This is a genomic window from Phyllobacterium sp. (assembly GCF_037994425.1).
GTDB lineage: Bacteria > Pseudomonadota > Alphaproteobacteria > Rhizobiales > Rhizobiaceae > Phyllobacterium.
In genome coordinates this window covers 40,463-62,253 of the sequence record NZ_JBBNAM010000054.1, presented here as the reverse complement: position 1 = coordinate 62,253, position 21,791 = coordinate 40,463, and the positions used below count along the sequence as shown (strand labels likewise).

The 21,791-nt window shown below is 57.3% G+C and carries 23 protein-coding genes; 10 read left to right on the top strand and 13 right to left on the bottom strand.

The window, feature by feature from the left end; translation table 11 throughout:
• The first annotated feature begins 7 nt into the window (after nucleotides 1-7).
• Nucleotides 8-874 (top strand): rRNA adenine N-6-methyltransferase family protein, encoded by an 867-nt coding sequence (locus tag AAAB35_RS03875; protein WP_340666908.1) that lies wholly within the window; start codon nucleotides 8-10, stop codon nucleotides 872-874.
• Here AAAB35_RS03875 and AAAB35_RS03870 read toward each other — a convergent pair.
• Nucleotides 865-1,755, bottom strand: a complete 891-nt coding sequence (locus tag AAAB35_RS03870) for a DMT family transporter (RefSeq protein WP_340666907.1) — start codon at nucleotides 1,753-1,755, stop codon at nucleotides 865-867. The two genes, AAAB35_RS03875 and AAAB35_RS03870, sit on opposite strands and share 10 nt — an antisense overlap.
• A 3-nt stretch (nucleotides 1,756-1,758) precedes the next feature.
• Nucleotides 1,759-2,175 carry a VOC family protein gene (locus tag AAAB35_RS03865; RefSeq protein ID WP_340666906.1) on the bottom strand — a complete coding sequence of 139 codons (417 nt, stop codon included), beginning with the start codon at nucleotides 2,173-2,175 and terminating at the stop codon, nucleotides 1,759-1,761.
• Nucleotides 2,176-2,350: 175 nt separating this feature from the next.
• Between AAAB35_RS03865 and AAAB35_RS03860 the strand changes: the two genes are divergently transcribed.
• Complete coding sequence (locus tag AAAB35_RS03860; protein WP_340666905.1) at nucleotides 2,351-2,512, top strand: Thivi_2564 family membrane protein; 162 nt, start codon at nucleotides 2,351-2,353, stop codon at nucleotides 2,510-2,512.
• Here the strand turns inward: AAAB35_RS03860 and AAAB35_RS03855 are convergent.
• Nucleotides 2,509-3,393, bottom strand: a complete 885-nt coding sequence (locus AAAB35_RS03855; protein ID WP_340666904.1) for a LysR substrate-binding domain-containing protein — start codon at nucleotides 3,391-3,393, stop codon at nucleotides 2,509-2,511. The genes AAAB35_RS03860 and AAAB35_RS03855 overlap by 4 nt on opposite strands.
• Nucleotides 3,394-3,517: 124 nt before the next feature.
• Between AAAB35_RS03855 and AAAB35_RS03850 the strand changes: the two genes are divergently transcribed.
• Nucleotides 3,518-3,760 carry a hypothetical protein gene (locus tag AAAB35_RS03850; RefSeq protein ID WP_340666903.1) on the top strand — a complete coding sequence of 81 codons (243 nt, stop codon included), beginning with the start codon at nucleotides 3,518-3,520 and terminating at the stop codon, nucleotides 3,758-3,760.
• Between the two features lie 14 nt (nucleotides 3,761-3,774).
• Here the strand turns inward: AAAB35_RS03850 and AAAB35_RS03845 are convergent, their stop codons facing one another.
• Genes AAAB35_RS03845 through AAAB35_RS03835 form a run of 3 tightly spaced genes read right to left on the bottom strand, consistent with a single transcriptional unit; the run spans nucleotide 3,775 to nucleotide 4,780 of the window.
• Entirely contained in the window at nucleotides 3,775-3,963 is a 189-nt protein-coding gene (locus AAAB35_RS03845; protein WP_340666902.1) for a hypothetical protein, read from the bottom strand.
• A gap of 44 nt (nucleotides 3,964-4,007) precedes the next feature.
• Complete coding sequence (locus AAAB35_RS03840) at nucleotides 4,008-4,409, bottom strand: cupin domain-containing protein (RefSeq protein WP_340666901.1); 402 nt, start codon at nucleotides 4,407-4,409, stop codon at nucleotides 4,008-4,010.
• Nucleotides 4,409-4,780, bottom strand: coding sequence for a helix-turn-helix transcriptional regulator (locus AAAB35_RS03835; protein ID WP_340666900.1), 372 nt, complete (start codon nucleotides 4,778-4,780; stop codon nucleotides 4,409-4,411). The genes AAAB35_RS03840 and AAAB35_RS03835 overlap by 1 nt, the downstream gene beginning before the upstream one ends.
• Before the next feature lie 120 nt (nucleotides 4,781-4,900).
• On the opposite strand from AAAB35_RS03835, the gene AAAB35_RS03830 reads away from it, so the two are divergent.
• Nucleotides 4,901-6,070, top strand: coding sequence for an MFS transporter (locus tag AAAB35_RS03830; RefSeq protein WP_340666899.1), 1,170 nt, complete (start codon nucleotides 4,901-4,903; stop codon nucleotides 6,068-6,070).
• A gap of 6 nt (nucleotides 6,071-6,076) precedes the next feature.
• Here the strand turns inward: AAAB35_RS03830 and AAAB35_RS03825 are convergent, their stop codons facing one another.
• A complete protein-coding gene (locus AAAB35_RS03825) occupies nucleotides 6,077-6,865 on the bottom strand; it encodes a response regulator transcription factor (protein WP_340666898.1) in 789 nt (262 codons plus the stop codon).
• 467 nt (nucleotides 6,866-7,332) lie between these two features.
• Here AAAB35_RS03825 and AAAB35_RS03820 point away from each other — a divergent pair, with 467 nt between their 5' ends.
• From AAAB35_RS03820 to AAAB35_RS03800, 5 genes are read left to right on the top strand one after another with little or no spacing between them, the layout of a single operon-like run.
• The gene (locus AAAB35_RS03820) at nucleotides 7,333-8,505 is read left to right on the top strand and encodes an MraY family glycosyltransferase (RefSeq protein WP_340666897.1); all 1,173 of its coding nucleotides are present in this window, start codon (nucleotides 7,333-7,335) and stop codon (nucleotides 8,503-8,505) included.
• 44 nt (nucleotides 8,506-8,549) lie between these two features.
• The gene (locus AAAB35_RS03815; protein WP_340666938.1) at nucleotides 8,550-9,362 is read left to right on the top strand and encodes a glycosyltransferase family 2 protein; all 813 of its coding nucleotides are present in this window, start codon (nucleotides 8,550-8,552) and stop codon (nucleotides 9,360-9,362) included.
• Complete coding sequence (locus AAAB35_RS03810; RefSeq protein WP_340666896.1) at nucleotides 9,359-10,033, top strand: YdcF family protein; 675 nt, start codon at nucleotides 9,359-9,361, stop codon at nucleotides 10,031-10,033. Before AAAB35_RS03815 ends, AAAB35_RS03810 begins: the two co-directional genes overlap by 4 nt.
• A complete protein-coding gene (locus AAAB35_RS03805; RefSeq protein ID WP_340666895.1) occupies nucleotides 10,030-11,310 on the top strand; it encodes a hypothetical protein in 1,281 nt (426 codons plus the stop codon). Before AAAB35_RS03810 ends, AAAB35_RS03805 begins: the two co-directional genes overlap by 4 nt.
• A 14-nt stretch (nucleotides 11,311-11,324) precedes the next feature.
• A complete protein-coding gene (locus AAAB35_RS03800; RefSeq protein ID WP_340666894.1) occupies nucleotides 11,325-11,918 on the top strand; it encodes a putative colanic acid biosynthesis acetyltransferase in 594 nt (197 codons plus the stop codon).
• 31 nt (nucleotides 11,919-11,949) lie between these two features.
• On the opposite strand, the gene AAAB35_RS03795 is transcribed toward AAAB35_RS03800, so the two are convergent.
• From AAAB35_RS03795 to AAAB35_RS03785, 3 genes are read right to left on the bottom strand one after another with little or no spacing between them, the layout of a single operon-like run.
• Nucleotides 11,950-13,158, bottom strand: coding sequence for a glycosyltransferase (locus AAAB35_RS03795; RefSeq protein WP_340666893.1), 1,209 nt, complete (start codon nucleotides 13,156-13,158; stop codon nucleotides 11,950-11,952).
• A complete protein-coding gene (locus AAAB35_RS03790) occupies nucleotides 13,155-14,405 on the bottom strand; it encodes a glycosyltransferase family 4 protein (protein WP_340666892.1) in 1,251 nt (416 codons plus the stop codon). Before AAAB35_RS03790 ends, AAAB35_RS03795 begins: the two co-directional genes overlap by 4 nt.
• Complete coding sequence (locus tag AAAB35_RS03785; protein ID WP_340666891.1) at nucleotides 14,402-15,661, bottom strand: glycosyltransferase family 4 protein; 1,260 nt, start codon at nucleotides 15,659-15,661, stop codon at nucleotides 14,402-14,404. The genes AAAB35_RS03790 and AAAB35_RS03785 overlap by 4 nt, the downstream gene beginning before the upstream one ends.
• Before the next feature lie 419 nt (nucleotides 15,662-16,080).
• Between AAAB35_RS03785 and AAAB35_RS03780 the strand changes: the two genes are divergently transcribed.
• Nucleotides 16,081-17,076 (top strand): GDP-L-fucose synthase, encoded by a 996-nt coding sequence (locus tag AAAB35_RS03780; protein ID WP_340666890.1) that lies wholly within the window; start codon nucleotides 16,081-16,083, stop codon nucleotides 17,074-17,076.
• A 135-nt stretch (nucleotides 17,077-17,211) separates the two neighbouring features.
• Here the strand turns inward: AAAB35_RS03780 and AAAB35_RS03775 are convergent, their stop codons facing one another.
• Genes AAAB35_RS03775 through AAAB35_RS03765 form a run of 3 tightly spaced genes read right to left on the bottom strand, consistent with a single transcriptional unit; the run spans nucleotide 17,212 to nucleotide 21,582 of the window.
• Nucleotides 17,212-18,471: a polysaccharide biosynthesis/export family protein gene (locus AAAB35_RS03775; protein WP_340666889.1), complete on the bottom strand. Its 1,260-nt coding sequence runs from the start codon at nucleotides 18,469-18,471 to the stop codon at nucleotides 17,212-17,214.
• An 8-nt stretch (nucleotides 18,472-18,479) separates the two neighbouring features.
• Nucleotides 18,480-20,672, bottom strand: a complete 2,193-nt coding sequence (locus AAAB35_RS03770; RefSeq protein ID WP_340666888.1) for a polysaccharide biosynthesis tyrosine autokinase — start codon at nucleotides 20,670-20,672, stop codon at nucleotides 18,480-18,482.
• Between the two features lie 49 nt (nucleotides 20,673-20,721).
• The gene (locus tag AAAB35_RS03765; protein WP_340666887.1) at nucleotides 20,722-21,582 is read right to left on the bottom strand and encodes a response regulator transcription factor; all 861 of its coding nucleotides are present in this window, start codon (nucleotides 21,580-21,582) and stop codon (nucleotides 20,722-20,724) included.
• Nucleotides 21,583-21,791 lie beyond the last annotated feature (209 nt).

Here is a 21,791-nt window from a genome sequence, read left to right as displayed (position 1 = left end):
CGTGGCAATGACTGACGCCGAAGACCTGAAGCGCATAAGGCGAGCCTTTGCCAATAAGGTGCTGGCAAGCGTTGGCGTGGACGATCCGCGTATCGAGCGGGCCTTTGCCGAGGTGCCGCGCGAGAATTTTTTGGGTCCGGGTCCATGGCCAATCAGCCGGTTCGGGATGGGCTTTGGTTTGAGTCCTGACGATGATCCAGTACACCTCTATACGGATGATCTCGTTGGCATCGCGCCGGAACGACACATCAACAATGGCGAACCGTCGTTGCACGCTCACCTTTTGTGGCATGCAAACATTTCCGAAGGCGAACACATCGTTCATATCGGCACCGGCACGGGCTATTATACCGCGATCATGGCGCGTCTTGCTGGACCGTCTGGACACGTTCTCGGCATCGAGCTTGAGGAGGATCTTGCGGTACGTGCTGGGCATTATCTGGCCGAATACACCAATGTCGAGATCGTTCACGGCGATGGCACCAAGGTTTCCTTCTCGCCAGTCGATGTGATTTATGTCAATGCCGGCGCAACCCGCCCCGCCGATATCTGGCTCGATCGCCTCAAGGATGGGGGCCGCCTTCTCCTGCCGCTCACGACCGATGATGGCTTCACGCTGATCGGTCGCGGCGCACGTCCGCGCGGCGCCGTTTTCCTGATCAAGCGGCTGGGTGACGACTACTCTGCCCAGGCGGTGTCGGGCGTGGCGATCTATCCTTGCGCAGGTATGCGTGATGCAAAGTCCGAAAAGGCCCTTGCAATCGCTTTTGCCACTGGCGGGCTAAAGCATGTGACCCGGCTTTATCGCTCGGGTGATATCCCCAGTGCCCGTTGCTGGCTCAAGGGCGATGGCTGGTGCCTGGCCTATGATTGAGACAGGGAGACTGTGTCCTGGGTTCGGGTCGCCGTTCGGTTCTTCAGATTGAGAAGATTGCCGCAAAGAATAAGGATAGCGCCGAGGGCAGTGAACATATCCACGCGCTCTGCATAGATCAGCCAGCCGAGGACTGCCATTAACGGCACGCGCAGGAAATCCATTGGTATGACAACGGTAGCATCAGCATATTGCAGCGCCTTTGCCATGCAGAAATGTGAGAAAGTGCCGGTAAAGGCAATGATGACGACCCAGGGCAGGACGTGCAGGGACGGCCATTTCCAGACATGCAGGGCCGGGAACAGGCCAATAGCCGACTGAATGACCAGCATCCAGAATATGATCTTCACCACACTGTCGGTACGTGTGAGCGATTTCACCATGGTGAAGGAAATGCCGAAAGTGAAGGCGGCGCCAAGGACAATCAACTGCCCGGTTTCCACCGAGCCGATGCCGGGACGCACTATAATAACGACGCCGACGATGCCGAGGATGATGGTGAGGACCCGCCATATATTGAGCCGCTCGCCGAGGAAAGCCACCGCCATCACCGCGGTCCAGGCGGGTGTCGTGAACTCGATGGCGATAACCTGCGCCAGCGGAATCATGGACAGGGCCTGAAGCCATGCGAACTGCCCGGCATAATGTGCCGTGTTGCGACCGAGGTGCTGCCAGATGCGGGTTGTCCTCATCGCCTTAACGCCGCCGGAAGAGCGGATGAGCGGATAGAGCATGGCCAGACCGATCAGCGAGCGCATCTCCATGATCTGGAAGACGTTGAGTTCCCGCGAGGCCTCGCGACCCGATATCGCCATCAGCAGAATCGCGGTAAGCGATCCCATCATCCAGAGCGCAGCCTTCAGATTGGATTGCGGCATCATGAATTATTGCTTGGCGTAGATTCCGGCAAAATCTGCGAAACCTTTCACCTCGATCGGATTGCCCGAGGGATCACGGAAGAACATCGTCCATTGCTCGCCGGGCTCGTCCTTGAATCGCACCGTCGGCGGCATGACAAATTCGACCTTCGCCTTGTCGAGCCGGGCGGCCAGATCGTTCCACGCCTCAAGCGGCAGGATGACGCCGAGGTGCGGCATCGGCACCATGTGGTCGCCTACCTTGCCCGTATTGGTCGTTTCGAATGGCTTGCCGAGGTGTAGCGAAATCTGGTGGCCGAAAAAATCAAAATCCACCCATGTCGAAGTGCTTCGGCCCTCTTCGCAACCGAGGATCGCCCCGTAAAAGTGCCTCGCCTTGTCGAGATCGGTTACGTGGTAGGCAAGGTGGAACAACGAGCGCATGAGAATCCTGACAGATAAGCGGGAGCGCGGCGACGCTAACAGCAAATATGCAGCCAAACAATCAGCAGACTCACCAATTTGGCCGTCACGCGGCGGATTTCGTGGAACTAACGGTCAGCGCCGGGAGTTATCCGAAGCTACTCTCATATTGATCCCCGAAAACAGGAAGTTTGTAATGTCGATATTGATCAGTCTCTTGATCACCGTCCTGGTGATTTTCCTCGTGCTTTACCTCATCCAGATGCTGCCGCTCGACGGGCGAGCGAAACAGATCGCCCAAGTCATCGTCATCGTTATCGGCATCATTTCGCTTTTGAAGTATCTCGCAATTTTCTAAACCGCGTTCTCCAACTGGCCGAGAAGCCAGTCCCTGAAGGCGCGGATCTTTGGCACATTTCGCCGCGCCTCGGGATAGACGAGCCAGTAGTAATGGTCGGCCGTGCCCACGATATTGAATGGCTGGATAAGCAGGCCTTGTGCGAGTTCAGTCTCGTAGAAAGCCGGGGTCAGGATGCCGACGCCCTGGCCGGCGATCACGGCTTTTCCTTCAAGGTGCTGATCGCCGAACCGGCTGCGCGGATCGCCGCGCAGATCGGGGTTCGCGATACCCGCCGCACTGAACCACAATTTCCACCAGGGATCGCCAGGATCCACGATCGGCAGTCTCAGGAGATCCTCCGGCGCTTTCACGCCGCCTATCGACGCCGCAAGCGCGGGGCTGAGCATCGGGCTGAAATCGGCATCGAAGATTCGGTGGGCGACTAGTCCGGGCCACTTACCACTGCCCGAACGGATACCCACATCGGCGTCTTGGCGTGAAAAATCAATGATTTCTCGGTTCGCCTGCAGTCTGACTGCCAGATTTGGCTGGGCTAGCTGGAATGATCCAAGCCGTGGCACCAGCCAGTTGGCGGCAAAGGTCGGGATCGTGCTGATGGTCAACACGCCATCGGCATTCTCGCGCGTCGCGGCAATGGCCGCCCGCATCATGTCGAACGCGTCGCTAATGACCGGCGAGAGACGCCCACCCACCTCGGTAAGCGTGACCTGCCGCGGTCGGCGCAGGAACAACTGGGCGCCGATGCGCTCCTCCAGAAGCTTGATCTGATAGCTGACCGCGGCCTGAGTCATGCCGAGTTCCTCCGCTGCCTTGGTGAAACTGCCATGGCGGGCAGCGGCTTCGAAAACCCGGATGGCGGCGAGGGGTGGAAGATTCATTGACGTCTCACATAAGCTCTACTTATGCATGCTACTTGGTGTTTTGTTGGAAAACAAGCGTCGTCGGGCGCATGTTCATTTCACCCAAGACTGAACCGCATAGGATTGAATTGGAGTTGAAACAATGACCACTGTACCCACACATGCCGCCCATGCCTTCGGCCATCTGACGTTAAAGGGGCTTCTGACTAAGCCCGAGCGGCAGGCACCCGTCGAACGGCGGCCTGTCAGGATCGACGCCGAAGAGTTTTCCGATCACATGTTGCGTGATATCGGCATGATCGACGGACGGCCGGCTCGGGGCGAACGCCCGGCTACTGACGATCTCGGCTCATTGTTCCGCGATGGTCCGAAGCGGTTTGTCTAGAACGCTGTAAGCAATCAGGAGTCGAAATCTGTTTCGAGCCGCTTTTCAAGCGCAACAAGGTCATCGGGCAAGGGCATGCCCATGGCCCTCAGCTCGTTGAGCTTTTCGCGCAGATTCTCGTGAATCTCATGGGCATCGGTGGGCCGTTGGACCATCGCTTCGAGCAAGAGGGCGATCTGTGCCTTGATGTCTTCGAAAGCCATGGTGTCTCCTTTCACTCCGCACGCTGCCTGCGTAACATAGCAGATTATTCTTGACCGGAGTATTGTGTATCCGAGACCTTTTCCAGCCATTCGGCGGACTTGCCGTCAAGCCGTTCCTGCATGGCGAGATGGGCCATGTAGGTGTCGGGTCCGGCACCGTGCCAATGCTTTTCGCCGGGTGGAATCCACACCGTATCGCCGGCTCTGATTTCGCGGATAGGTTCGCCCCAGGCCTGTACCAGTCCCTTTCCCGCCACCACATGCAGCGTTTGCCCAAGCGGATGGGTGTGCCAGGCTGTGCGCGCACCGGGTTCGAATCGAACCATCACCGCCTGAAGCCGTGCGGGCGCCGGCGTTTCAATAATCGGGTCCTGCCAGACGGTGCCCGTGAACCACTCGGACGGCGCGCGCCGCGAAGGGACCGAACCAATTGCCTTGATATCCATTACATACCTCCCGCAGTTTCTGCAGTTCTTGCAAAGTCGAGGGCTTCTGGCATTTGCATTGCCGTAGCCGATGTAACCACCGAATCGAGAAAACCCGGGAATCTCCGGTCGAGATCGTCGCGGCGCAGTGTCAGGAGACGGCGCGTGCCATCAGGGCGCACATGAATGACGCCAGCCTCGCGCAGCTTCGCCACGTGATAACTGATCGCGGTCTTCGAGCCGAGTTGCAGAAACTGCCCGCAAGTCATCGCCTTTTCGCCGTTCCGGGCAAGGATGGCAATGATGGCGAGGCGGGTCTCGTCGCCAAGTGCGGTCAGCACTGCCGGCAGTGCTATGTCGTCGGCGGCAGGGTGGTCAAGATATTCTGTCATACAAATTCAATAGCAATTGGCAGGAGTGTTTTCAATGTTCAATATTTGTTGAACTTTTCGCTTGACTTCCGGGAGACCGCGGCGTTTGTTCAACATTCATTGAACATTGAGGTCACTCCCATGAATATTCGCCTCTTCGGATTGGCTCTTGGCGCGTTCGCCATCGGTATCGAGGGATTTGTCGTGGCCAGCCTCCTGCCGCAGATCGCCGGTGATACCGGCGTCACACTGGTACAGGCTGGGTATCTGGTCGTTGCATATGCGTTTGCCTATGCGATCGGCGCCCCGGTGGTTGCGGCGCTTACTGGCTCGCTCGACCGCCGTACGATCCTCGCCGGCAGCGCCACAGTCTTCGTCATTGGTGCGTTGTGTGCCGGCTTTTCGTCTACGTACGCACTGCTCATGATCGCGCGCCTTCTGATTGCCGTCACCGCAGGTCTCTATGCGGCAACGGCGCAGGCAACTGCCGTTGCGATTTCGGAAGCGCATCACCGCGCCCGGGCCGTTGCAGCCGTGGTCGGCGGCACGACGCTTGCCGTGGCGTTCGGCGCGCCGCTCGGCGCCGCTATCAGTAGTGTCGCAGGCTGGCGGGGAACTTATGTATTTATCGCGCTCATCGGCTTGATTGCCGCCGTCGTCGTCTGGTCCCTGTTACCACGCGGACTTTATGCGGACCGCCTCAGTCTTTCCCAGCGCCTTTCGGTGATCCGCCACCCCGGCCTGTTGCCCGCACTGCTGACGACGCTCCTCTACATGACCGGTGCCTTCGCGGTTTATACCTATATTGCTGCGATTGCCGTTGATGGCGTCGGCCTTGCGAAGTCGATGATGCCGGTGGTTCTGCTCTCCTTCGGCATCGGTGCGGCAATCGGCAATATCGTTGGTGGCCAACTAGCAGATCGGCTGGGCGCGACCCGCACGGTGATTGCCGCTTCCGTCCTCAATGCCGTGGTGCTGGCAACCGTCAGTTGGATCATGCAATTGCCGCATGATATCGCCGGTCCCGTACTCATCGCTCACATGTTCGCTTGGGGCGTCATCGCCTGGATGTTTCCGCCAGCGCAGGCGAGCCGCGTTCTCACCATTGCGCCTGAAAGCGCGCCGATAGCCCTCTCGCTCAATTTTTCGGCGCTCTATCTCGGCGTGGCTTTCGGATCGATGATCGGAGGTCAGATCCTCTCCCACATCGGGTTGATTCACCTTGGCTGGCTGGGCTCGGCGTTCCCGCTGCTCGGTCTCGTCGTGCTGCGGTTTGCCGGACGTGCGCAAGGACGATTGTCGATGGCCTGAGAGGGGTTAGTGGACCACTGTCGCATCGAAAGGCTTCAGACCGGGGTGTTCCATGCTGTCGCGATATATCGCTGTCGCCTGGGTGCGGTTGTGGGCGCGCAATTTACGAATGAGGTTGTGGACATGCACCTTTACGGTATGCACCGAAAGCGCAAGCCGGTCTGCAATGATCTTGTTTTGCAAGCCCTCGGACAGAAGCTGCAGGATCTCGTGCTCGCGCAAGGTCAGCGTTTTTACCGGCCAGGCGTTCATCGACGTATTCTTCGGCTGGGCACTGAACGACGCCTGCGCTTTACCTTGCGCGCCATTTGCGGTCTTTGCCATCGAACGAACGATGCTTGAAGGATAGTATTCACCGCCATTCAGCATCAACCAGACGACCGCGAGCCAGGCATCAAGCTTCAGACTGAAGGGCAAGAGCCCCTGCACCAGCTTGTTGTCAAAAAGCGTGTTGAATTCAGGAATGGACGCGCTTGTATCATCGATCATCAGCGTTACGTAGGCGTCGGGAAAGCGCATCTTGCAGCGCGCGACGCAATCGACGAGGTCAGCTACAAAATCGGCATGGATCATGACAAGGCCCACACCATCATCGTGTTCGCCAGACTCGGCAAGCTTGTTCGAGAGGTCAACCTTGAGGTCGGGGAAAGTCCGTTCGAGCGATTGCACAAGGCCCTGGAATACGACCCCGGCCTCGGCATAGATGAGGATGCCGCTCTTGAAATTCGCCCCGCCCTCGGTCTGGGAACCGCTTTGGATTTGGTCAGTCCTCATACGCGCCACTGTCACACTCATGATCCTACCCTACGCCACTTGATGAGAAAAAACCGCGTGATTCTGCTATGATTTTGTCGAAAGCGGGCCTGTCTAAAAGTCGATTCGATGCGGCTAACCCCTTGTATTTCATGTTAATCGGTAATGGTAATGGACCAAACGTGACGCGGGCGTGACGCGAAGGCGCGCCTCGCGCGCGCGAAAGGCCCCTGGTCGGGAAAAGGCAAAAATTCGGGTCTTACCCTGCTGACCCGTTTGCCCAGTAAGCTCCCGGAAGCGCTTGTTTTCCCACAGGCGACGTTCTTTCACTAGTCCAAACGGACACACCCGTTCCCGCCGGGTTCATCCATCAGGTGGAACCTCTTCTCACTTCTCCTAAATGGCGCGGAATCATCCCCGCCGGTACTGTTTTCCAAAATCCACTCGGTATGGCCGTGACAGGTGAACACACCTTGCATGGCGAGTGTTCAATTTACTGGGGGTGTGTCTTGTTTGCATGGATCACCAATGTTCTCGCAGCACTGATTGTAAGTGCTGCACTGGTCGTCATTCTGAAACGGGTCTCGCCTGTGTTCTCCCTCGTCGATCATCCCGACCGGCGCAAATTGCACGATGGCGTCGTTCCGCTTTGCGGTGGCATTGCCATTTTCGCGACTTTTGCGATTGTCATGATGCTGCATGAACGCGCGACGTCGCTTCCCGTAAATTTCTGGGCAGGGCTGCTGGTAACCTTGGTAGTTGGCGTGATCGATGACCGCGTCGACCTGCCGGCCGTGCGACGCTTGGCTGCGCAGTTCCTGGTGGCGTTGATGCTGGTCAATCCATTCTCGGGAATTACCATCGTCACCGGCATTGCCTTGCCACCCGCGCTACTCGCCATCTCGTTTCCGCTGCTTGCAATCGTGGCGGTTTTCTTCGTCATCGGCCTCATCAACGCCTGGAACATGATCGACGGCGTCGACGGTCTTGCGGGAGGCTGCGCGGCCGTGGCGCTGTTCTGGTTATCGGTCATCGCAGCCTATAAGGGCGTGACGGAGCTGATACTCCCGATGCTTGTACTCCTCGCCGCCGTATGCGGGTTCCTTGCCTTCAACATGCGCAGTCCGTGGGTTGCCCGCGCCAAGATTTTCCTTGGGGACGCCGGAAGCACGGCTCTCGGCGCTGTCATTGCTTATCTGATCATTACACTTTCGATCCGCGCCAATATTGCATTCACCGTGCTGCTCTGGATCGTCATCGTGCCCGTGATCGATACGCTCAGCCTGATCGTCCGGAGGGTGCAAGCTGGCCGCAGTCCGCTGGCTGCGGACCGCTGGCACCTGCATCATCTTCTGCTCGACCGCGCGATCCCGCCGGCGAAAACAACCATGGCCATTGTTGCCACGTCAGGGGTCTGCGGCGGCATCGGCTGCATGAGCGTCGTCCTGGGCGCTTCGAACCTTCTGATGACGTTCGCGCTGCTGGTGCCACTCATCGCGCATAGCGTTTTCGTCTATCTGACACCGACGGGGCGTCTGACGACGCCTCAGCGCCGGCCAGCGCCAGTGCCGCAGTTGTCGGTGGTACCGGCAGGGATGGGTCGACCCGACCTGAACATAAACCATGCGTCCGTACAGCCGGCCACACCCCCTCGGCCCGGCATCCTGTCGGACGCAGTTTGACGATCAAAGAAAACCGGAGCGAGACAGTGATTTCTGCATTGATCATGACCCTCAACGAAGAAGAGTGCTTGCCGGCGTGCCTGGCATCCCTCAGCTGGTGTGACGATATCGTCGTGCTCGATTCGTTCAGTACCGACCGCACGGTCGAGATCGCCAAAGCGGCCGGAGCCCGCGTCTATCAGCACAAGTACGAAACCGAAACCAACCAGCGCATGTATGGGCTCAAGGAGATCGAGTTTAAGCATGAATGGGTCTACATGCCCGATGCTGACGAGATCACACCCGACGACTTGCGCGACGAAATGCTGGCGATTGCCGCCGATCCGGACCGCCCGGAGGCTATGTTCAGCGCGCGCTACAAGAACATGTTCATGGGGCGCTGGATCAAGCGCTCGAGTCTCTATCCCACGTGGATCACTCGCCTTGCTCGCCCCGAGCGCATTCGCTATGAGCGCGAGTGCCACTCCCGTCCGGTGGGCGATGGACCAACCGGACGCCTGAAGTCGCATTTCATCCATTATAGCTTCAATAAGGGCATGGCGGCCTGGTTCGACAAGCACAACCGCTATTCGGGCTTTGAGGCGCGCGAATCCCTACAGATCCTGCGGAACAAGAGCGTCCCGTGGCACAATTTCTTCAGCGCCACACCCGAGGCGAGGCGCAGGGCACTGAAGGAGTTCTCCTATCGCCTGCCATTCCGCCCTGCCGCCAGATTCGCTTACATGTACTTTTTGCGCGGCGGTTTTCTCGACGGTTGGCAAGGTTATCATTATTGCCGACTGATTGCGTCCTATGAGTACATGATCGTCATCAAGATGCAGGAACTGAAGCGGCGTGAGCTTGGCCTTTCGATATGACTTCTCTCCAAGCCGAGCCCAGGACGACATTAGAGAAAAGACATAACAGCAAGGCAGCCGGCCGATTTCTCGCTGGGGGATTGCTGATCGTGGGCGTGCTGATGATATCGGCTGTTGCCCCGGCATTTCTCCTCGCAAATATACTGCTCGCCGTCCGCGATAACGTAAAAAAGGCGGACGTGATCGTGGTCCTCGGTGGCGACGGTCCTTCCAGAGCAGCTTGGGCATCTGACCTCTGGCTCAAGGGCATTGCGCCGCGAGTCCTCGTCAGCGGTGATGGCGATTGTTACTGGATTCGTCAGGGCATGATCGAACGCGGCGTGGACGAAGGTTCGATCACGGTTGAGTGTCAATCGGGCACGACGTGGGAGAACGCCCTGTTCTCCGCCCCGATCTTGAAAGACATGGACGCCCATACAGCCGTTTTGGTAACTAGTTGGTACCATTCGCGCAGGGCCAAAGCGAGCTTTGCCGCAACCTCGGCGAATATCCACTGGAAGTCCGTGCCTGTGGAACGCAGCCAGCCACTCTGGAAGCTCGCCTTCAGCGCCGACGGTGTACAACTGCTCAAGGAATATCCCAAGACTATTTGGTATGCTGTGAGGCTGCTACTCGGTGTCGAACCGACGAGGGGCGCGCCTCCGGAATATTCCCGTGAGGTGAGAACATGAATTGGCTTTTGACCTGGTTGATGTTGTTCACCGTGCTTGCGCTCCTCCTGTGGGGCTACATGCGCGGAGACAGGATGTATCAGTTCCCGTTCCTCGCGGGCGTCATGACGCTCACATTCATTATGCCGCAGGTGCCGGCCCTTGCCGATGACCCCTTTTTACCCGAGGGCGCCTACGTCAAGACAATAGCCTTTTCAATCACCTGCCTTATAGCCTGTTGGCTCGGCTGGGTGCCCAATGCCAAACCCTACGGCTTCTTTAGGTGGAGCTTTGACGAAAGGAAGTTGGTCATTGCCTCCTACCTTCTGTCTCTTACGGGCGCATACTTCTACTTTAAGCTCAGTCGACTGGCGGGTGACGTTTCCGTTGGTGTCCAGATGAGCGGAGCGCCGGTCATCTGGCTCTTCTTTGCCCGCTTTTTGACCTATGGCCTGGCGATTGCCACTCTTTGTCTCGCCCGTCGCTTCTCATGGACGACGCTGTTCATCATCGGCATCGATCTGGTATTCTATCTCGATCGGATCGTGGTCACGGGAAAGCGCGCCGAAGCGGTGGAACTGGCTGCGATATTTGCATTGTCATTCTGGTTTTACAGGGGATGGATCGTGCCACGGACCCTGGCCGTGGCCGGCATGGTTGCAGGCATGCTCATAATGAGCAGCATGGCGGACTATCGCGACATAACGCGCGCGAATTCAGCACCTGTATGGCAGGATATTGCCAATATTGACATCGTGAATAACTTCGACAAGCTGCTGGAAGAGGGCGGACCCGAAATGCGCAACGCTGTGTTGCGCATGTATTTCTCGGAATTGGCTGGGGCTTACGATTATGGTCTGTTTCACTGGAATCGGCTCGTCTTCAATTTCGTTCCATCACAATTGGTGGGAGAAACTGCGAAAAGAGCGCTGATGTTAAATCTGGCGCCGAACGGGCGGTTCTACAACCCACTTACAGGCACGACCGAAACCGGAATGGCCGACGCATTTCAATCGTTCTGGTATTTCGGAGCCATCAAGTTCCTCCTTTTATCCTATGTAGTCAGGCGCATCTGGGTATCTGCCATTGCCGGCGAAATGTCGGCCCAGATCGTCTATATGCTAACCATCGTACCGGCGATGCATGCGATATCGCATCAGACCGACTGGGCCGTGATGGTCTGGGTACACATGCTGATCTTTCTCCTGCCGACGCTGATGCTGTGCCGGGCTCATCCAGGTGTTCACCCGCGTGTTCCCCTTGGCTTGGCTAAACCACGCCTTGTGGCGGCGAATTGAAGGAGAGGCACATCATGCGATCACGTTACAACGACCCGACGTTCGACGCTGCGAGCGCAGCATTGCCACGTTTGGGGGGCGCGACATTTGCCCTTCGGTTTCGGCTGATGCGGTTGCTCTGGATAATCTCCTGGACGCTCCTTGCCGCATGGACACCTTCACCGCTCAGTCCATGGCGGGGTTGGTTACTCCGACGGTTCGGTGCACGCATCGATAAGACTGCGATCGTCCGAAGCAGTGTGAAGATCTGGTGGCCGGGTAACCTTACGATGGGTAAGCACGCATCCATGGGCCCCGGCGTAATTTGTTACAACGTGGCCGACATTACCATTGAGGATTTCGCCATTGTTTCGCAGCGTACGCATCTCTGCACGGGAACGCACGATGTGGATGATGAGGACTTTCCACTGAAGAGCCGGCCGATCACGATAAAGAGCAACGCATGGATCGCCGCCGAAGCCTTTGTCGGCCCCGGCGTTGTCGTCGGCGAAGGCGCCGTTCTCGGTGCGCGGGGCGTCGCAACCCGCAAGCTCGATCCATGGATGATCTATGTGGGCAATCCGGCAAACCCGGTCAGAGCACGCAAACAAACAGTTACGCCCAACTGATTGGGACGCTTCTGCTTAGGCAAGAGAAGCTTTACTGGTGATCAGAAGCGATGAGAAGTCTGGCCGAGCCGGCCGCCGGCTTGATGCTGGGCGATGTATAGCCCTGGAGCGTCAATTCCGCTACACGCGGCCACGTATAGTTGTCGCGCACCAGGCGCTTGCCGTTCTCACCCATGATGTTCGCCATCGCAGGATTGTCGAGGATATTGGCGAGCGAAGCGGCGACGTCTGACGGATCAAGTGAGACGACTGTGCCGGCGTGAGCGGTTCGAACCTCTGGAAAATGGCAGGCCTCGCTGATCACAACCGGCAACCCGCAGGCAAGGGCCTCGGTGATGGCCACGCTGAAACCTTCCTGGCGGCTCGGCAGGCAGAAACACGTCGCGTCAACGAGAGCCCGCAGCTTTTCCGCGCCGTAGATCGGGCCGGTCAGATGCACCCGATTCGTGATCCCCAATTGCGCGACAAGACTGACGAAGCCGTCCTTCGCCCCGCCATCTGGGCCCGCAACGGCGAGATCGACGTCCGGATGCGATTTTGCGAGCAACGCAAACGCCCTCGCCAGGATGTCGAGCCCCTTTTTGGTGTGAAGGCGCGACAGGAACAACACAACGCGCTTGCCCCGCAGTTGCGGAATGCGTTCGGCAAAATATCCTTCGGCCGGCAGTTCAGCGAACTCTTCAAGAAATATGCCGTTGGGTATAACAAGCCGGGGCGGCGTAAGCCCCAAGGGTTCCAGCAAATTTGCCTCGTCCGCATTGAGAGCGTGGATGAATTTTGCGCCGTTCAACATCTTGCGGTAGCCAAGAATCAGGGCGGCGCGCTTTTTCAGGCGCTTCTGCTGCATGCTCCAGACGTCGAGCATTCCGTGCGGCTGGACACAGTAGGGGATGTTCAAGCTTCGAGCGATTCGGGCGGCATGCCTCAGAATGGGCTCCCAAACACCGTGCAGATGGATGAATGACGCATCAGGCAAAACGCTTCCAAGCACTTTCGAGGCGTTGAGGCCAAGAACGTTCTCGATCCTGTCCGGATCGGCAAGCAGATGCCAGTGCAACTTCGTAAGATGGGGTACGTCATGGGCCGCGCGAAAAGCGCGCTGCTGAACGTCGCCGCCACCATAGCTGATAATTTCGACGTCATGGCCAAGGGCCGCCTGGGCCGCTGCAACTCGGATGCAGCCGCTTTGAGGGCCGCCCTGGGCCGGATCGATCGAGGTGATGACGTGGTATATTTTCATGAGCGAGCCGCCTGGTTCTGCCGTGGCGAAGGAAGCATGGAAAGGGCGTCGAGCAAGCGCTCACCGTAGCGTTTGACCGTGAATTCTGCGGCGCGAGACACGGCATTTTCCGACATGGCGGCCCTTGTGCCAGGATGATCACTGAGTTCGGTAATGGCTTTGGCGATGGCCTGACTATCACGTATGGGTACGATGAAGCCTTCGACACCGTCCCGCACGACACTGCCGGCATTTTCGGTGCAAATGACCGGCAGGCCGGCCGCGAGTGCCTCATAGATGGCGGTTGCCGAACCCTCACATATGGAAGGCAGAAGGAATACATCCGCCCATTCATATTCCTTGGCCATTTCGGCTCGCGGTATGATCCCACGCAGTTCGACGGATTGGGAGAGACGGGCCTTGACCTCGGTGGAGAGCTTGCTTGGGCCCGCCATCCTGAAGGTTGCGGATTTGCCCAGCAATCGCGCCGCTCCGGCGACGTAGGGTGAGCCCTTGCGCAGGCCGACTTCGCCGACGGTCAGGACCCGCAAGGGGCCGCCGATGCGGATGATGTCCTGTGCGGGAAATTGCGGGTCGATCCCGTACGGGACGACCACACAACGCTCCGGGCTGCCGCCACGCTCAATGACATTGCGCCGAACAAATTCCGAAGGGCAGACGATTACGTCGGCAAGCGCCCATTCGGCCTTTTCCCGTTCCGCGAAAGTCTGCGCATATTGGTTCTCGATGTAGGGTCCCGCCCAATCTGGAAAGCTGGCATGTTCGCCCCGCACGAGTTCTTCAACGACATTCCACGGCGCGATCATCTGCTCGACCGCGGTCCACATGCCCTGCTGCTTGGCGGCCTGCATCTGTTCCAACGCGTCGCCGCTGAAGGCATAAAGACCGTCGGCGTCGTGGAACCCGCTCGATGCGACCAGGCGGGAGAATTCGGAACCTGCCCATACGGTGTGAGCCATATGGTCGATACTGTTTTTTTCCCGTAGGCGGCGGATCGCCGACCTCGCGCCGAAGTTCGGAAATGTTGAGGTGAGTTCTGCGGGCACGCCTTTTGGAATGCGACCCGACAGGCGTTTCATCGAGGAGGGAAGCAGCCGGCGCGGTAGCCGATTTACAAGACGCGGCCACCCTTCCGTAGCGCAGATGTCCGTATAGAAATGGGCAAGTCGGCCCTCCGATGCAAAGATGCGCGGAACGGCATAGTGCATGCGTGCACCGAGCTGACTGACGACGACGCTGCCGCTCATTCTGCTGGTCCATAAACTGACGTTTGCGATGACCCTGCCGATTGCTGGCGGAACCGGTGCATAACATCCGACCATGCCCCGACCGCCTGTTCGCGCGAGAACACCGTGTCGAGCGTATGCCTGGCATTGATCCCCATCTCCGCGCGGCGAGCAGGCTCGTTCTTCATTTTGAGAATGTAGTCAGCGAGCCTTTGACCCTCACCGATCTTTACCGCCGCACCACAGTCCGCAGAAGCGACGACGCGGGCAACCTCGCCATTACCGTCCCCGATGAAGAGCGTCGGGCGGCCGCAGGCAAGAACGCCGTAAAATTTGCTGGGGACGATGCAGTGTTCGAGCCTCGGTATGAGCGAGACGATATGCGCATCGGCCGTGCTCAGGCTCTCGGCAATTTGCTCCGACGGCTGAAGCGGTTTGAAAATCACGTTCTTGAGTTCGCGGTTGCGCACGACTTCTTCGACATGTCCACGCTGTTGGCCGCCACCAATCAGCAGGAACTGGATATCGTCATGGTCACTGAGAAGCACGGCGGCTTCCAGTAGTGTTGAGAAGTCATGCGCACGACCGAAATTGCCGGAGTAACCCACGACGAACTTTTCCTGGAGCCCCCAGCGCGTGCGCAAATTATTGTCGGCGGGAAAAACCGGATAGATTTCGTCCCCGTCGGACCAGTGATGCATGACGTTAAGCCGGCGCTCATCAAGCCCGTGCTTCGCGAGGTATGACGCCATCGACGCGGTCGGACAGACGATCATCGTGGATTTGCGCATCGACCAGTCGCGCGCAACCTTGCTCATCCTGCCGGCGATGCTCTTTTCGGACAGCATGCCGAGTTCCATCGCCACCTCCGGAAAGAGGTCCATGACCCAGTTGACCATGCGTGCTCCGCGCCAGCGGATCGGCAGCGCCGTCGTAACTGAAAGGAGTGGCGGATCGGTGCAGACGATGCAGATATCCCCCTTTTCGAGATTGGCGAGGCACCAGAAGAACGCTGAAATGTGAAAGGTAAGATAGTCGATTGCCCGACCGAGGATGTTGCTTCGCCCGAAACGTGTCGCCCAGAGACGCTTGACCGTTACACCGCCAACCGTTTCATCGGCGGCAAGCTCGACATTCGAGTTGTCGTGCATGGTCCGGCTGGCTATGGCGGAAACATCGAAGCCGCGCCGTCGCAACGCGAAGGCGAGCCCTGATACCATGCGACTCGTCGCGGACTGATCGGGTGAGAAATAGCGGTTTGCAAAAACGATCTTCATTGCGCCTGCCTCAAGCCATGGCTGTACCCCAGCCCCGGAAAAACTTGATGCCGATTGTTGCAGTTCGCGGCTGACAGGGACAGTTCAACAAAGGCACTACCAATGTCGGTGCTCTCTTCCCCGGACCTACCACTTCCGGAGAAGTGCTCACCCATAGTCGCCCCTTTTAGCGACTTGAACCTGCCCGATACCTGCTGGGTTCCATCGCCTTGGACACCGCGCCTATCCCTATTGCCGAAGTGTTTCCCGGCCAGCGGCCGCTATAGTGAGACAGGGATTCTTCAGTGTTTCGGTCGGCGCTTTCTGGAAGGCTTCCGAGAAGCGCGGAAGGACGCATACGGGTGTTGTCGAGCACTGCGCCGACGATGGTTGAATCCGACCTGATAGACATCATGCGCGAAGAAGGACGGACGATTTCCATGTCTGAAAAAAACGAATACCACTTCGATCTCCGCGGTAAGCGTATTTGGGTCGCCGGCCATACCGGCTTGGTCGGCTCTGCCCTGACGCGGCGTTTGCAGCACGAAGGTTGCGAGCTCATCGAGGTCACACATGACGAGCTCGACCTCACGCGCCAGAGCGAAACGGAAGAATGGATGGCGAAGGCACGTCCTGATGCCATTTTCATTGCCGCGGCCAAGGTTGGCGGCATTATTGCCAATTCCACCTATCCTGCCGACTTCCTTTACGACAATGCGATGATCGCCATGAACATCATGCACACGGCCTATCGGATCGGCGTGCAGAAGTTGCTATGGCTCGGCTCGAGTTGCGTCTATCCGAAATATGCGGAGCAACCGATCCACGAAGACTCGCTGCTGACCGGTGCGCTTGAGCCCACCAATGAAGCCTATGCGGTCGCTAAAATCGCCGGACTGAAACTCGCGGAAGCCTACGCTCGCCAGTATGGCCGCCAGTTCATCACGGCCATGCCGACCAATCTCTATGGTCCGAATGACAATTTCGATCTTCAGAATGCGCATGTATTGCCGGCATTGATCCGGAAAATGCATGAGGCCAAGGTCGCGGGAAGTCCCAACGTTGTGGTGTGGGGTACGGGAACGCCGAAGCGTGAATTCCTCCATGTCGACGACCTTGCCGATGCCTGTGTATTCGTCATGAAGCAACATGCAGGGCCAGAAATCATCAATATTGGTTCGGGCCGGGAGATCTCGATCGGCGAGGCGGCAATCCTCATCGCCGGGATCGTCGGTTATGAAGGCTCTATCATATTCGATACGACCAAGCCCGATGGAACGCCGCGCAAACTTGTCAATCCGGCGCGGCTCGAGGGTATGGGCTGGCGTCCGAGCATTTCGCTCGAGACCGGGATCAGTGATCTCTATATGCGATGGCAGCAATCCATGCATGGACCTCATGCCCAGGCGGCGCTTGCCGTTTCAGCCGGCCTGTAATACGCACCTTGCCTTGAGTAGGATCGCTCTGCCGAACAATCGGAAATGGAAATAGGCCCGCTCGATACGCGAGCGGGCCTATTTTTTCATTCGTGGCTAGCCAGGTCGATCGCCGGATGGCACACCGGTGACTGATCAGTTGATCCCCTGCGCGACCTCTTTGGGCAAGCTCAACTGCGCACGCAAGATATCGCCTGCCTTGATGAGATCATGCTCGGAGATTTCGGTTTCCATGTATTTTCCGTCGACCATGCGCGCGACAGAGAAAGTTAGTTTCACCGCACGGTCGCGCGTCGTTGCCCGCTGCGCCGCAGCACCGATCTCGGCCATTGTTTGCACGATGAACGTCAGCTTCTTTCGCAGGCGCATAATGTCGAGATCCATATCTCTCAGTTCCTTGGCTGCATCATTTGCACGTTGCTCGTTGAGGGCAAGGATGCGCTGTTCGATCGCGTTCTCATTCTGCCGCGCGCGTGCGAGGAATGAGCCGAATTCGAGCGCGTCGCGGCGCATGGACGAGAGCTGACGCTGCGTGTCCCGCAGTGCCGACTGTGAGGTAAGACCTTTCTCGACGAGGGTCTGCGATGCATTCACATTTTGCTCCAGCAATGTGATTTCATCGTTGCGAAGTTTTGTGCTCTGTTCGAGCGTCGTGATCTCTTCACGATAATTATCCTTTTGCGCTCTGAGAGAGTTCTCTTCATTGTGGAGTGCCGAAAGTCGCAATTCGAACAGTCTGCGCTCCCCGTCAACGATCTGCTGGCGAGCCGGCTGATCTTCCGTGGCCACATCTTCCATAACATATTCGAACGGCTTGTTATCCAGTTCCGCCGCAAGTCGCGCACGTTTCACGCTCTGGGCAAACAATTGCAGCGTCGTGTCAGAATAGTCCTGGCGCGCTGTAACCAGTTGAGTCCCGGCGGTGTCCATCTTATCGGTGGCCTCCTTCAAACCGCCGCTCAATGCGAACAGTTCGAGGGCGATCATGCCAGGTCGGTATTCGTACTTGCCGGGGTTTTTGACCTCACCAATGACGAAGACCGGCGCGTATTCCTTTACGGCGATCGAAACTGACAAACCTGGTATATGCTGAAGCAGGGCTTGGCTGATCGTATTGCTGACTTCCGGTATGGTTTGGTTGGCGACCGGAATGTTGCCGAGGATAGGATACCCGATCGTCCCGTCCACGCTTACGGGAAAGATGCCGGTCAGGCCTGCATCGCCGTAGACGGTAACCTGCAGGACGTCGCCAGTTGAAATTTTGTAAGGCTCCGCAGCCCACGCCGGGGAAGCCGTGGATGAAAGCAGCAACAGGGACGAAAAAGCCCAGGCCGTGACGATTCTGTTGACACTGAGACGAAACCCGTTGTGATTGTTCTTCAATTTGTTCGACATTGTCGACCTCATGCTTTTGCGACAGAGCGTGATTTTGTGTGGCCGGCCATCTTCTTGACGACGCTTTCCCGGACAAGCTGAATTGGCGGCGGCGGCGCATCGACTCTCGGAGCCTTACCGCTCCGCCGAACACTGTTAAGGACGATACCGCACACTTTCCGGCCATCGGCGCGCAGCCTGGTTACAGCGGCCACAACATCGTCCATGTTGGCAGTATCACGACGTACGACGAAAGCCGTTGCGTCCGCCAAAGATGCCACACGGATGGCATCGGCGCTGCTGCTGACTGCCGGCGTGTCGATGAGCACGATCTCGTATTGACGCTTGAGCTCGGCAATCATCTTTGCGAATTGTTCGTGACCCAACAGAAATTCTGCAGGAACCTGGCAGGTCTGCGCTGCTACAAAATCAATGGATGTTGCGAGATCATGCTGGACAACCGCCTCGAGGGTCTGTCGGCCACGAATGACTTCCTCAATGTAGGGCCCGAATTGATCTCCGAACTCCTGCGCTATCATTGGACTACGGAAGTTCGCGTCAACAACAACAGTCCGAATGCCGGTGGCCGACAATGATCGGGCAAGACCGGTAACGACGAGGGTCTTGCCTTCCTGGTCTCCGGCGGAGGTGATGGCAATGGCTCTGGCGGCCTTGGGCGATGCCGACAGCAACAGGTTCGCCTGCAGATCCGCTATGGAGTGGCCAAGACTTGATTGGCCATCACTTACCATGCGGGCGACGTCCTTGCGCTCACGTGCCGACAACTGTGGTATCTTGCCAATTATCGACAGCCTGGTGGCACTCTCGAGAGCTTCCGGCGAGCGAATGGACCTGTCCCGCAGTTCCAGCACGAATGCTACAATGACACCGAGAAATATCCCGCCCATTATTCCCATCGCCAGCCACGTCTGCAATTGCGGGCTTGTCTTAGACATTGCCGGAACAGCGCGCGAAATCATGCGCGCATCAGCCGAAGCAATGCCGTCCTGTTCGATCGTCTGCTTATAGCGGGTTAGATAGCTCTCATATATGGCACGGTTGGCTGCCGCCTCTCGGTCGAGCTGATCCGCATGGACGAGCGCTTGGTTTGCAGCCGACGTGCCGTACTGCATCTCTTTGAGATTCGCCTCTACCGCTGTCTGTTGGCGTTGTATAACGTTGATCTCATTCCGGAGACTGTCGATTATCTGCTCCACCTCGTCGGCGATCTGTGCCTTGAGAGAGGCCAATTGCGAGTTCAGCTGCGGTAGTTGAGCGCTCTGTGTTGCACCACTTTGCTTAATTTCAAGAATTGATCGCTCGATGCGGGACTGTTCCGCCCGCAACGGCAAGATCGCCTGGGAACTGAGGATCTCCGACAAGGCCACGCCATTATGGTTGTTGGCGGCTTCGATGGCGGTGGAAAGCCGCGCTTCGGTGCCGGCAAGCTTCGCCCTTAGATTTGCGAGTTCAGCATTGAGCGCAGCAACCTGCTGCGATTGGAGCGTCATGCCGTTGGCCTTCTCGAGGCCGGACTTTTCACGGAAATCAGCTGCTGCACGTTCTGACTGTTCAAGCGTCGTGCGCAGGCTGACCAGCTTCCCGCCAAGCCAGTCGCTAACTCGCCGAGTCGCGGATGTCTGCTGGTCGACCTGGTAGTCGAGATAAGCTTCGCCAAAGGCGTTCGCGGCCGCGGCAGAGTATTCCGGATTATCAGCCCGATAGTTGATGTAGATCGTATAGGATCGGCCGTCATTCATCACGCTGACATTTGAAAGGAGTTTGTCGATCTCGCTTCGGTTGTGATCTTCGTCGAAAGGGGTTGATGCAACGGGTTTGCTCTGGTTCGCGATCGGCGATAACTGTTGTTCCGCAGGCACTTGCCTGCCGTCGGGCGTGAATCCTTCATGATCGAGCCGAGCAAGCACCCTCTCGGCCATCGATCTTGAGCTGATGATGTCCAACTCGGTTCGCAGCACCGGACTCTCTTGCGGAAGAGCTGAAACGACGGATTCGGTTGGTAGTGCCTGCAGCTTGCGAACGTTTAGAGCGAGGATGGCCTCTGCTTTGTATTGGGCTGGCGAGCGCATGTATCCAAGTACCGCCAGGCCCATACAAAGTGCGACGCCTGCTAGAACGACGAATTTTCTACGCCACAAGATTTCAACGATTCGAGGTATTGCCATGCCGCCATGGGATGACGGGACTTCGGAAACGATCATGATTGACCCCCCTGCATCTTCAGATTTCGATTAGCTGGCCCAGGTTGGGTCAGAATCTGGTTTCATGCGGGATCATGTCGCTAATCTTGTAGGCAACTTCGGTCCGGTTCGTGGCGCCCAGCTTCTTCATGATATTGCGAATGTGAACCTTAACCGTGCTTTCGCAGAGATTCAGCTCATAGGCGATGATCTTGTTGGCTTTACCGCGGCGCAGGCCCTCGGCAACAGCTGATTGACGAGCCGTGAACGAGGTTGCGATGTGGCGGAATTCGTCATTGCGGCTGCCTAGCATCTTTCGCAGTGCAAGAACGCTGCTTGCCGGAACGAATTTGCCACCGGCGATTGCAAGCTCGATAGCCTGCATGCAGATTTCGATGCCGACGGTTGTCGGGATGTAACCGCGAACGCCGATCTCCAAGGCTTTAAGAACATAGTTGAGATCATCGTTTTCGGCGACCACGACAACGGCTGCAGAGTCGAATGTTGCGACAAGTTCGCCGATTTCTGCGGTCAGATCCGCATCGTCCATGTTCCGGTTGCCGGTATTGACGAGGACAGCACGGAGGTTGGAAACGCTCCGCTTTGATACGCGCCATTCTTCCAGGCTACCAAAAGTATATACTTTAAGGCCGATGTGATGATTGTATAACGCCTGAGCAAGGCATTCGCGTTCGAGCGCGCGCTTGTCTATGATTGCGAGATAATCTTCAGGCTGGTATTTCTGGAATTGGCGATCGTTGCTGTATACTGAGTGTTGGTGATGATTGTTGTTTACAACGATTTCGCGGGAATAGGATTCATGCTCGACTTTCCCCATGAGGGACGAATGTGTATTATCCATTTTACTACCCCAGTTTTTATATTTGTTGCGAGTTGATATATTGAACGCGTTAACCACGCTCAGCCGCACTTCTTTTCACGATTTCAATTTACGCCGTTTATTTCTGAGTGTCTTTAATCCTCGGATAATTCATTTGATGGGGGAAAAATGGCCGATTTAGGCAGCATTCGAACCTGACCATAGACAGGATTAGTTCGACATAGGCGGTGTTTAGTCATAAATTTGAAAAGAAACGCGCGGGCTAATCATATAATCCCTGGGTTTATACTTCCGTTTAA

Bases quoted from the DNA above. Each gene is read 5' to 3' on its own strand.
- AAAB35_RS03830 (WP_340666899.1), top strand. From the start codon at position 4,901: ATGAATATTCGCCTCTTCGGATTGGCTCTTGGCGCGTTCGCCATCGGT.
- AAAB35_RS03785 (WP_340666891.1), bottom strand. From the start codon at position 15,661: ATGAAGATCGTTTTTGCAAACCGCTATTTCTCACCCGATCAGTCCGCG.
- AAAB35_RS03860 (WP_340666905.1), top strand. From the start codon at position 2,351: ATGTCGATATTGATCAGTCTCTTGATCACCGTCCTGGTGATTTTCCTC.
- AAAB35_RS03795 (WP_340666893.1), bottom strand. From the start codon at position 13,158: ATGAAAATATACCACGTCATCACCTCGATCGATCCGGCCCAGGGCGGC.
- AAAB35_RS03775 (WP_340666889.1), bottom strand. From the start codon at position 18,471: ATGTCGAACAAATTGAAGAACAATCACAACGGGTTTCGTCTCAGTGTC.
- AAAB35_RS03770 (WP_340666888.1), bottom strand. From the start codon at position 20,672: ATGATCGTTTCCGAAGTCCCGTCATCCCATGGCGGCATGGCAATACCT.
- AAAB35_RS03840 (WP_340666901.1), bottom strand. From the start codon at position 4,409: ATGGATATCAAGGCAATTGGTTCGGTCCCTTCGCGGCGCGCGCCGTCC.
- AAAB35_RS03845 (WP_340666902.1), bottom strand. From the start codon at position 3,963: ATGGCTTTCGAAGACATCAAGGCACAGATCGCCCTCTTGCTCGAAGCG.
- AAAB35_RS03790 (WP_340666892.1), bottom strand. From the start codon at position 14,405: ATGAGCGGCAGCGTCGTCGTCAGTCAGCTCGGTGCACGCATGCACTAT.
- AAAB35_RS03870 (WP_340666907.1), bottom strand. From the start codon at position 1,755: ATGATGCCGCAATCCAATCTGAAGGCTGCGCTCTGGATGATGGGATCG.
- AAAB35_RS03875 (WP_340666908.1), top strand. From the start codon at position 8: ATGACTGACGCCGAAGACCTGAAGCGCATAAGGCGAGCCTTTGCCAAT.
- AAAB35_RS03780 (WP_340666890.1), top strand. From the start codon at position 16,081: ATGTCTGAAAAAAACGAATACCACTTCGATCTCCGCGGTAAGCGTATT.
- AAAB35_RS03835 (WP_340666900.1), bottom strand. From the start codon at position 4,780: ATGACAGAATATCTTGACCACCCTGCCGCCGACGACATAGCACTGCCG.
- AAAB35_RS03850 (WP_340666903.1), top strand. From the start codon at position 3,518: ATGACCACTGTACCCACACATGCCGCCCATGCCTTCGGCCATCTGACG.
- AAAB35_RS03800 (WP_340666894.1), top strand. From the start codon at position 11,325: ATGCGATCACGTTACAACGACCCGACGTTCGACGCTGCGAGCGCAGCA.
- AAAB35_RS03825 (WP_340666898.1), bottom strand. From the start codon at position 6,865: ATGAGTGTGACAGTGGCGCGTATGAGGACTGACCAAATCCAAAGCGGT.
- AAAB35_RS03815 (WP_340666938.1), top strand. From the start codon at position 8,550: ATGACCCTCAACGAAGAAGAGTGCTTGCCGGCGTGCCTGGCATCCCTC.
- AAAB35_RS03810 (WP_340666896.1), top strand. From the start codon at position 9,359: ATGACTTCTCTCCAAGCCGAGCCCAGGACGACATTAGAGAAAAGACAT.
- AAAB35_RS03855 (WP_340666904.1), bottom strand. From the start codon at position 3,393: ATGAATCTTCCACCCCTCGCCGCCATCCGGGTTTTCGAAGCCGCTGCC.
- AAAB35_RS03805 (WP_340666895.1), top strand. From the start codon at position 10,030: ATGAATTGGCTTTTGACCTGGTTGATGTTGTTCACCGTGCTTGCGCTC.
- AAAB35_RS03865 (WP_340666906.1), bottom strand. From the start codon at position 2,175: ATGCGCTCGTTGTTCCACCTTGCCTACCACGTAACCGATCTCGACAAG.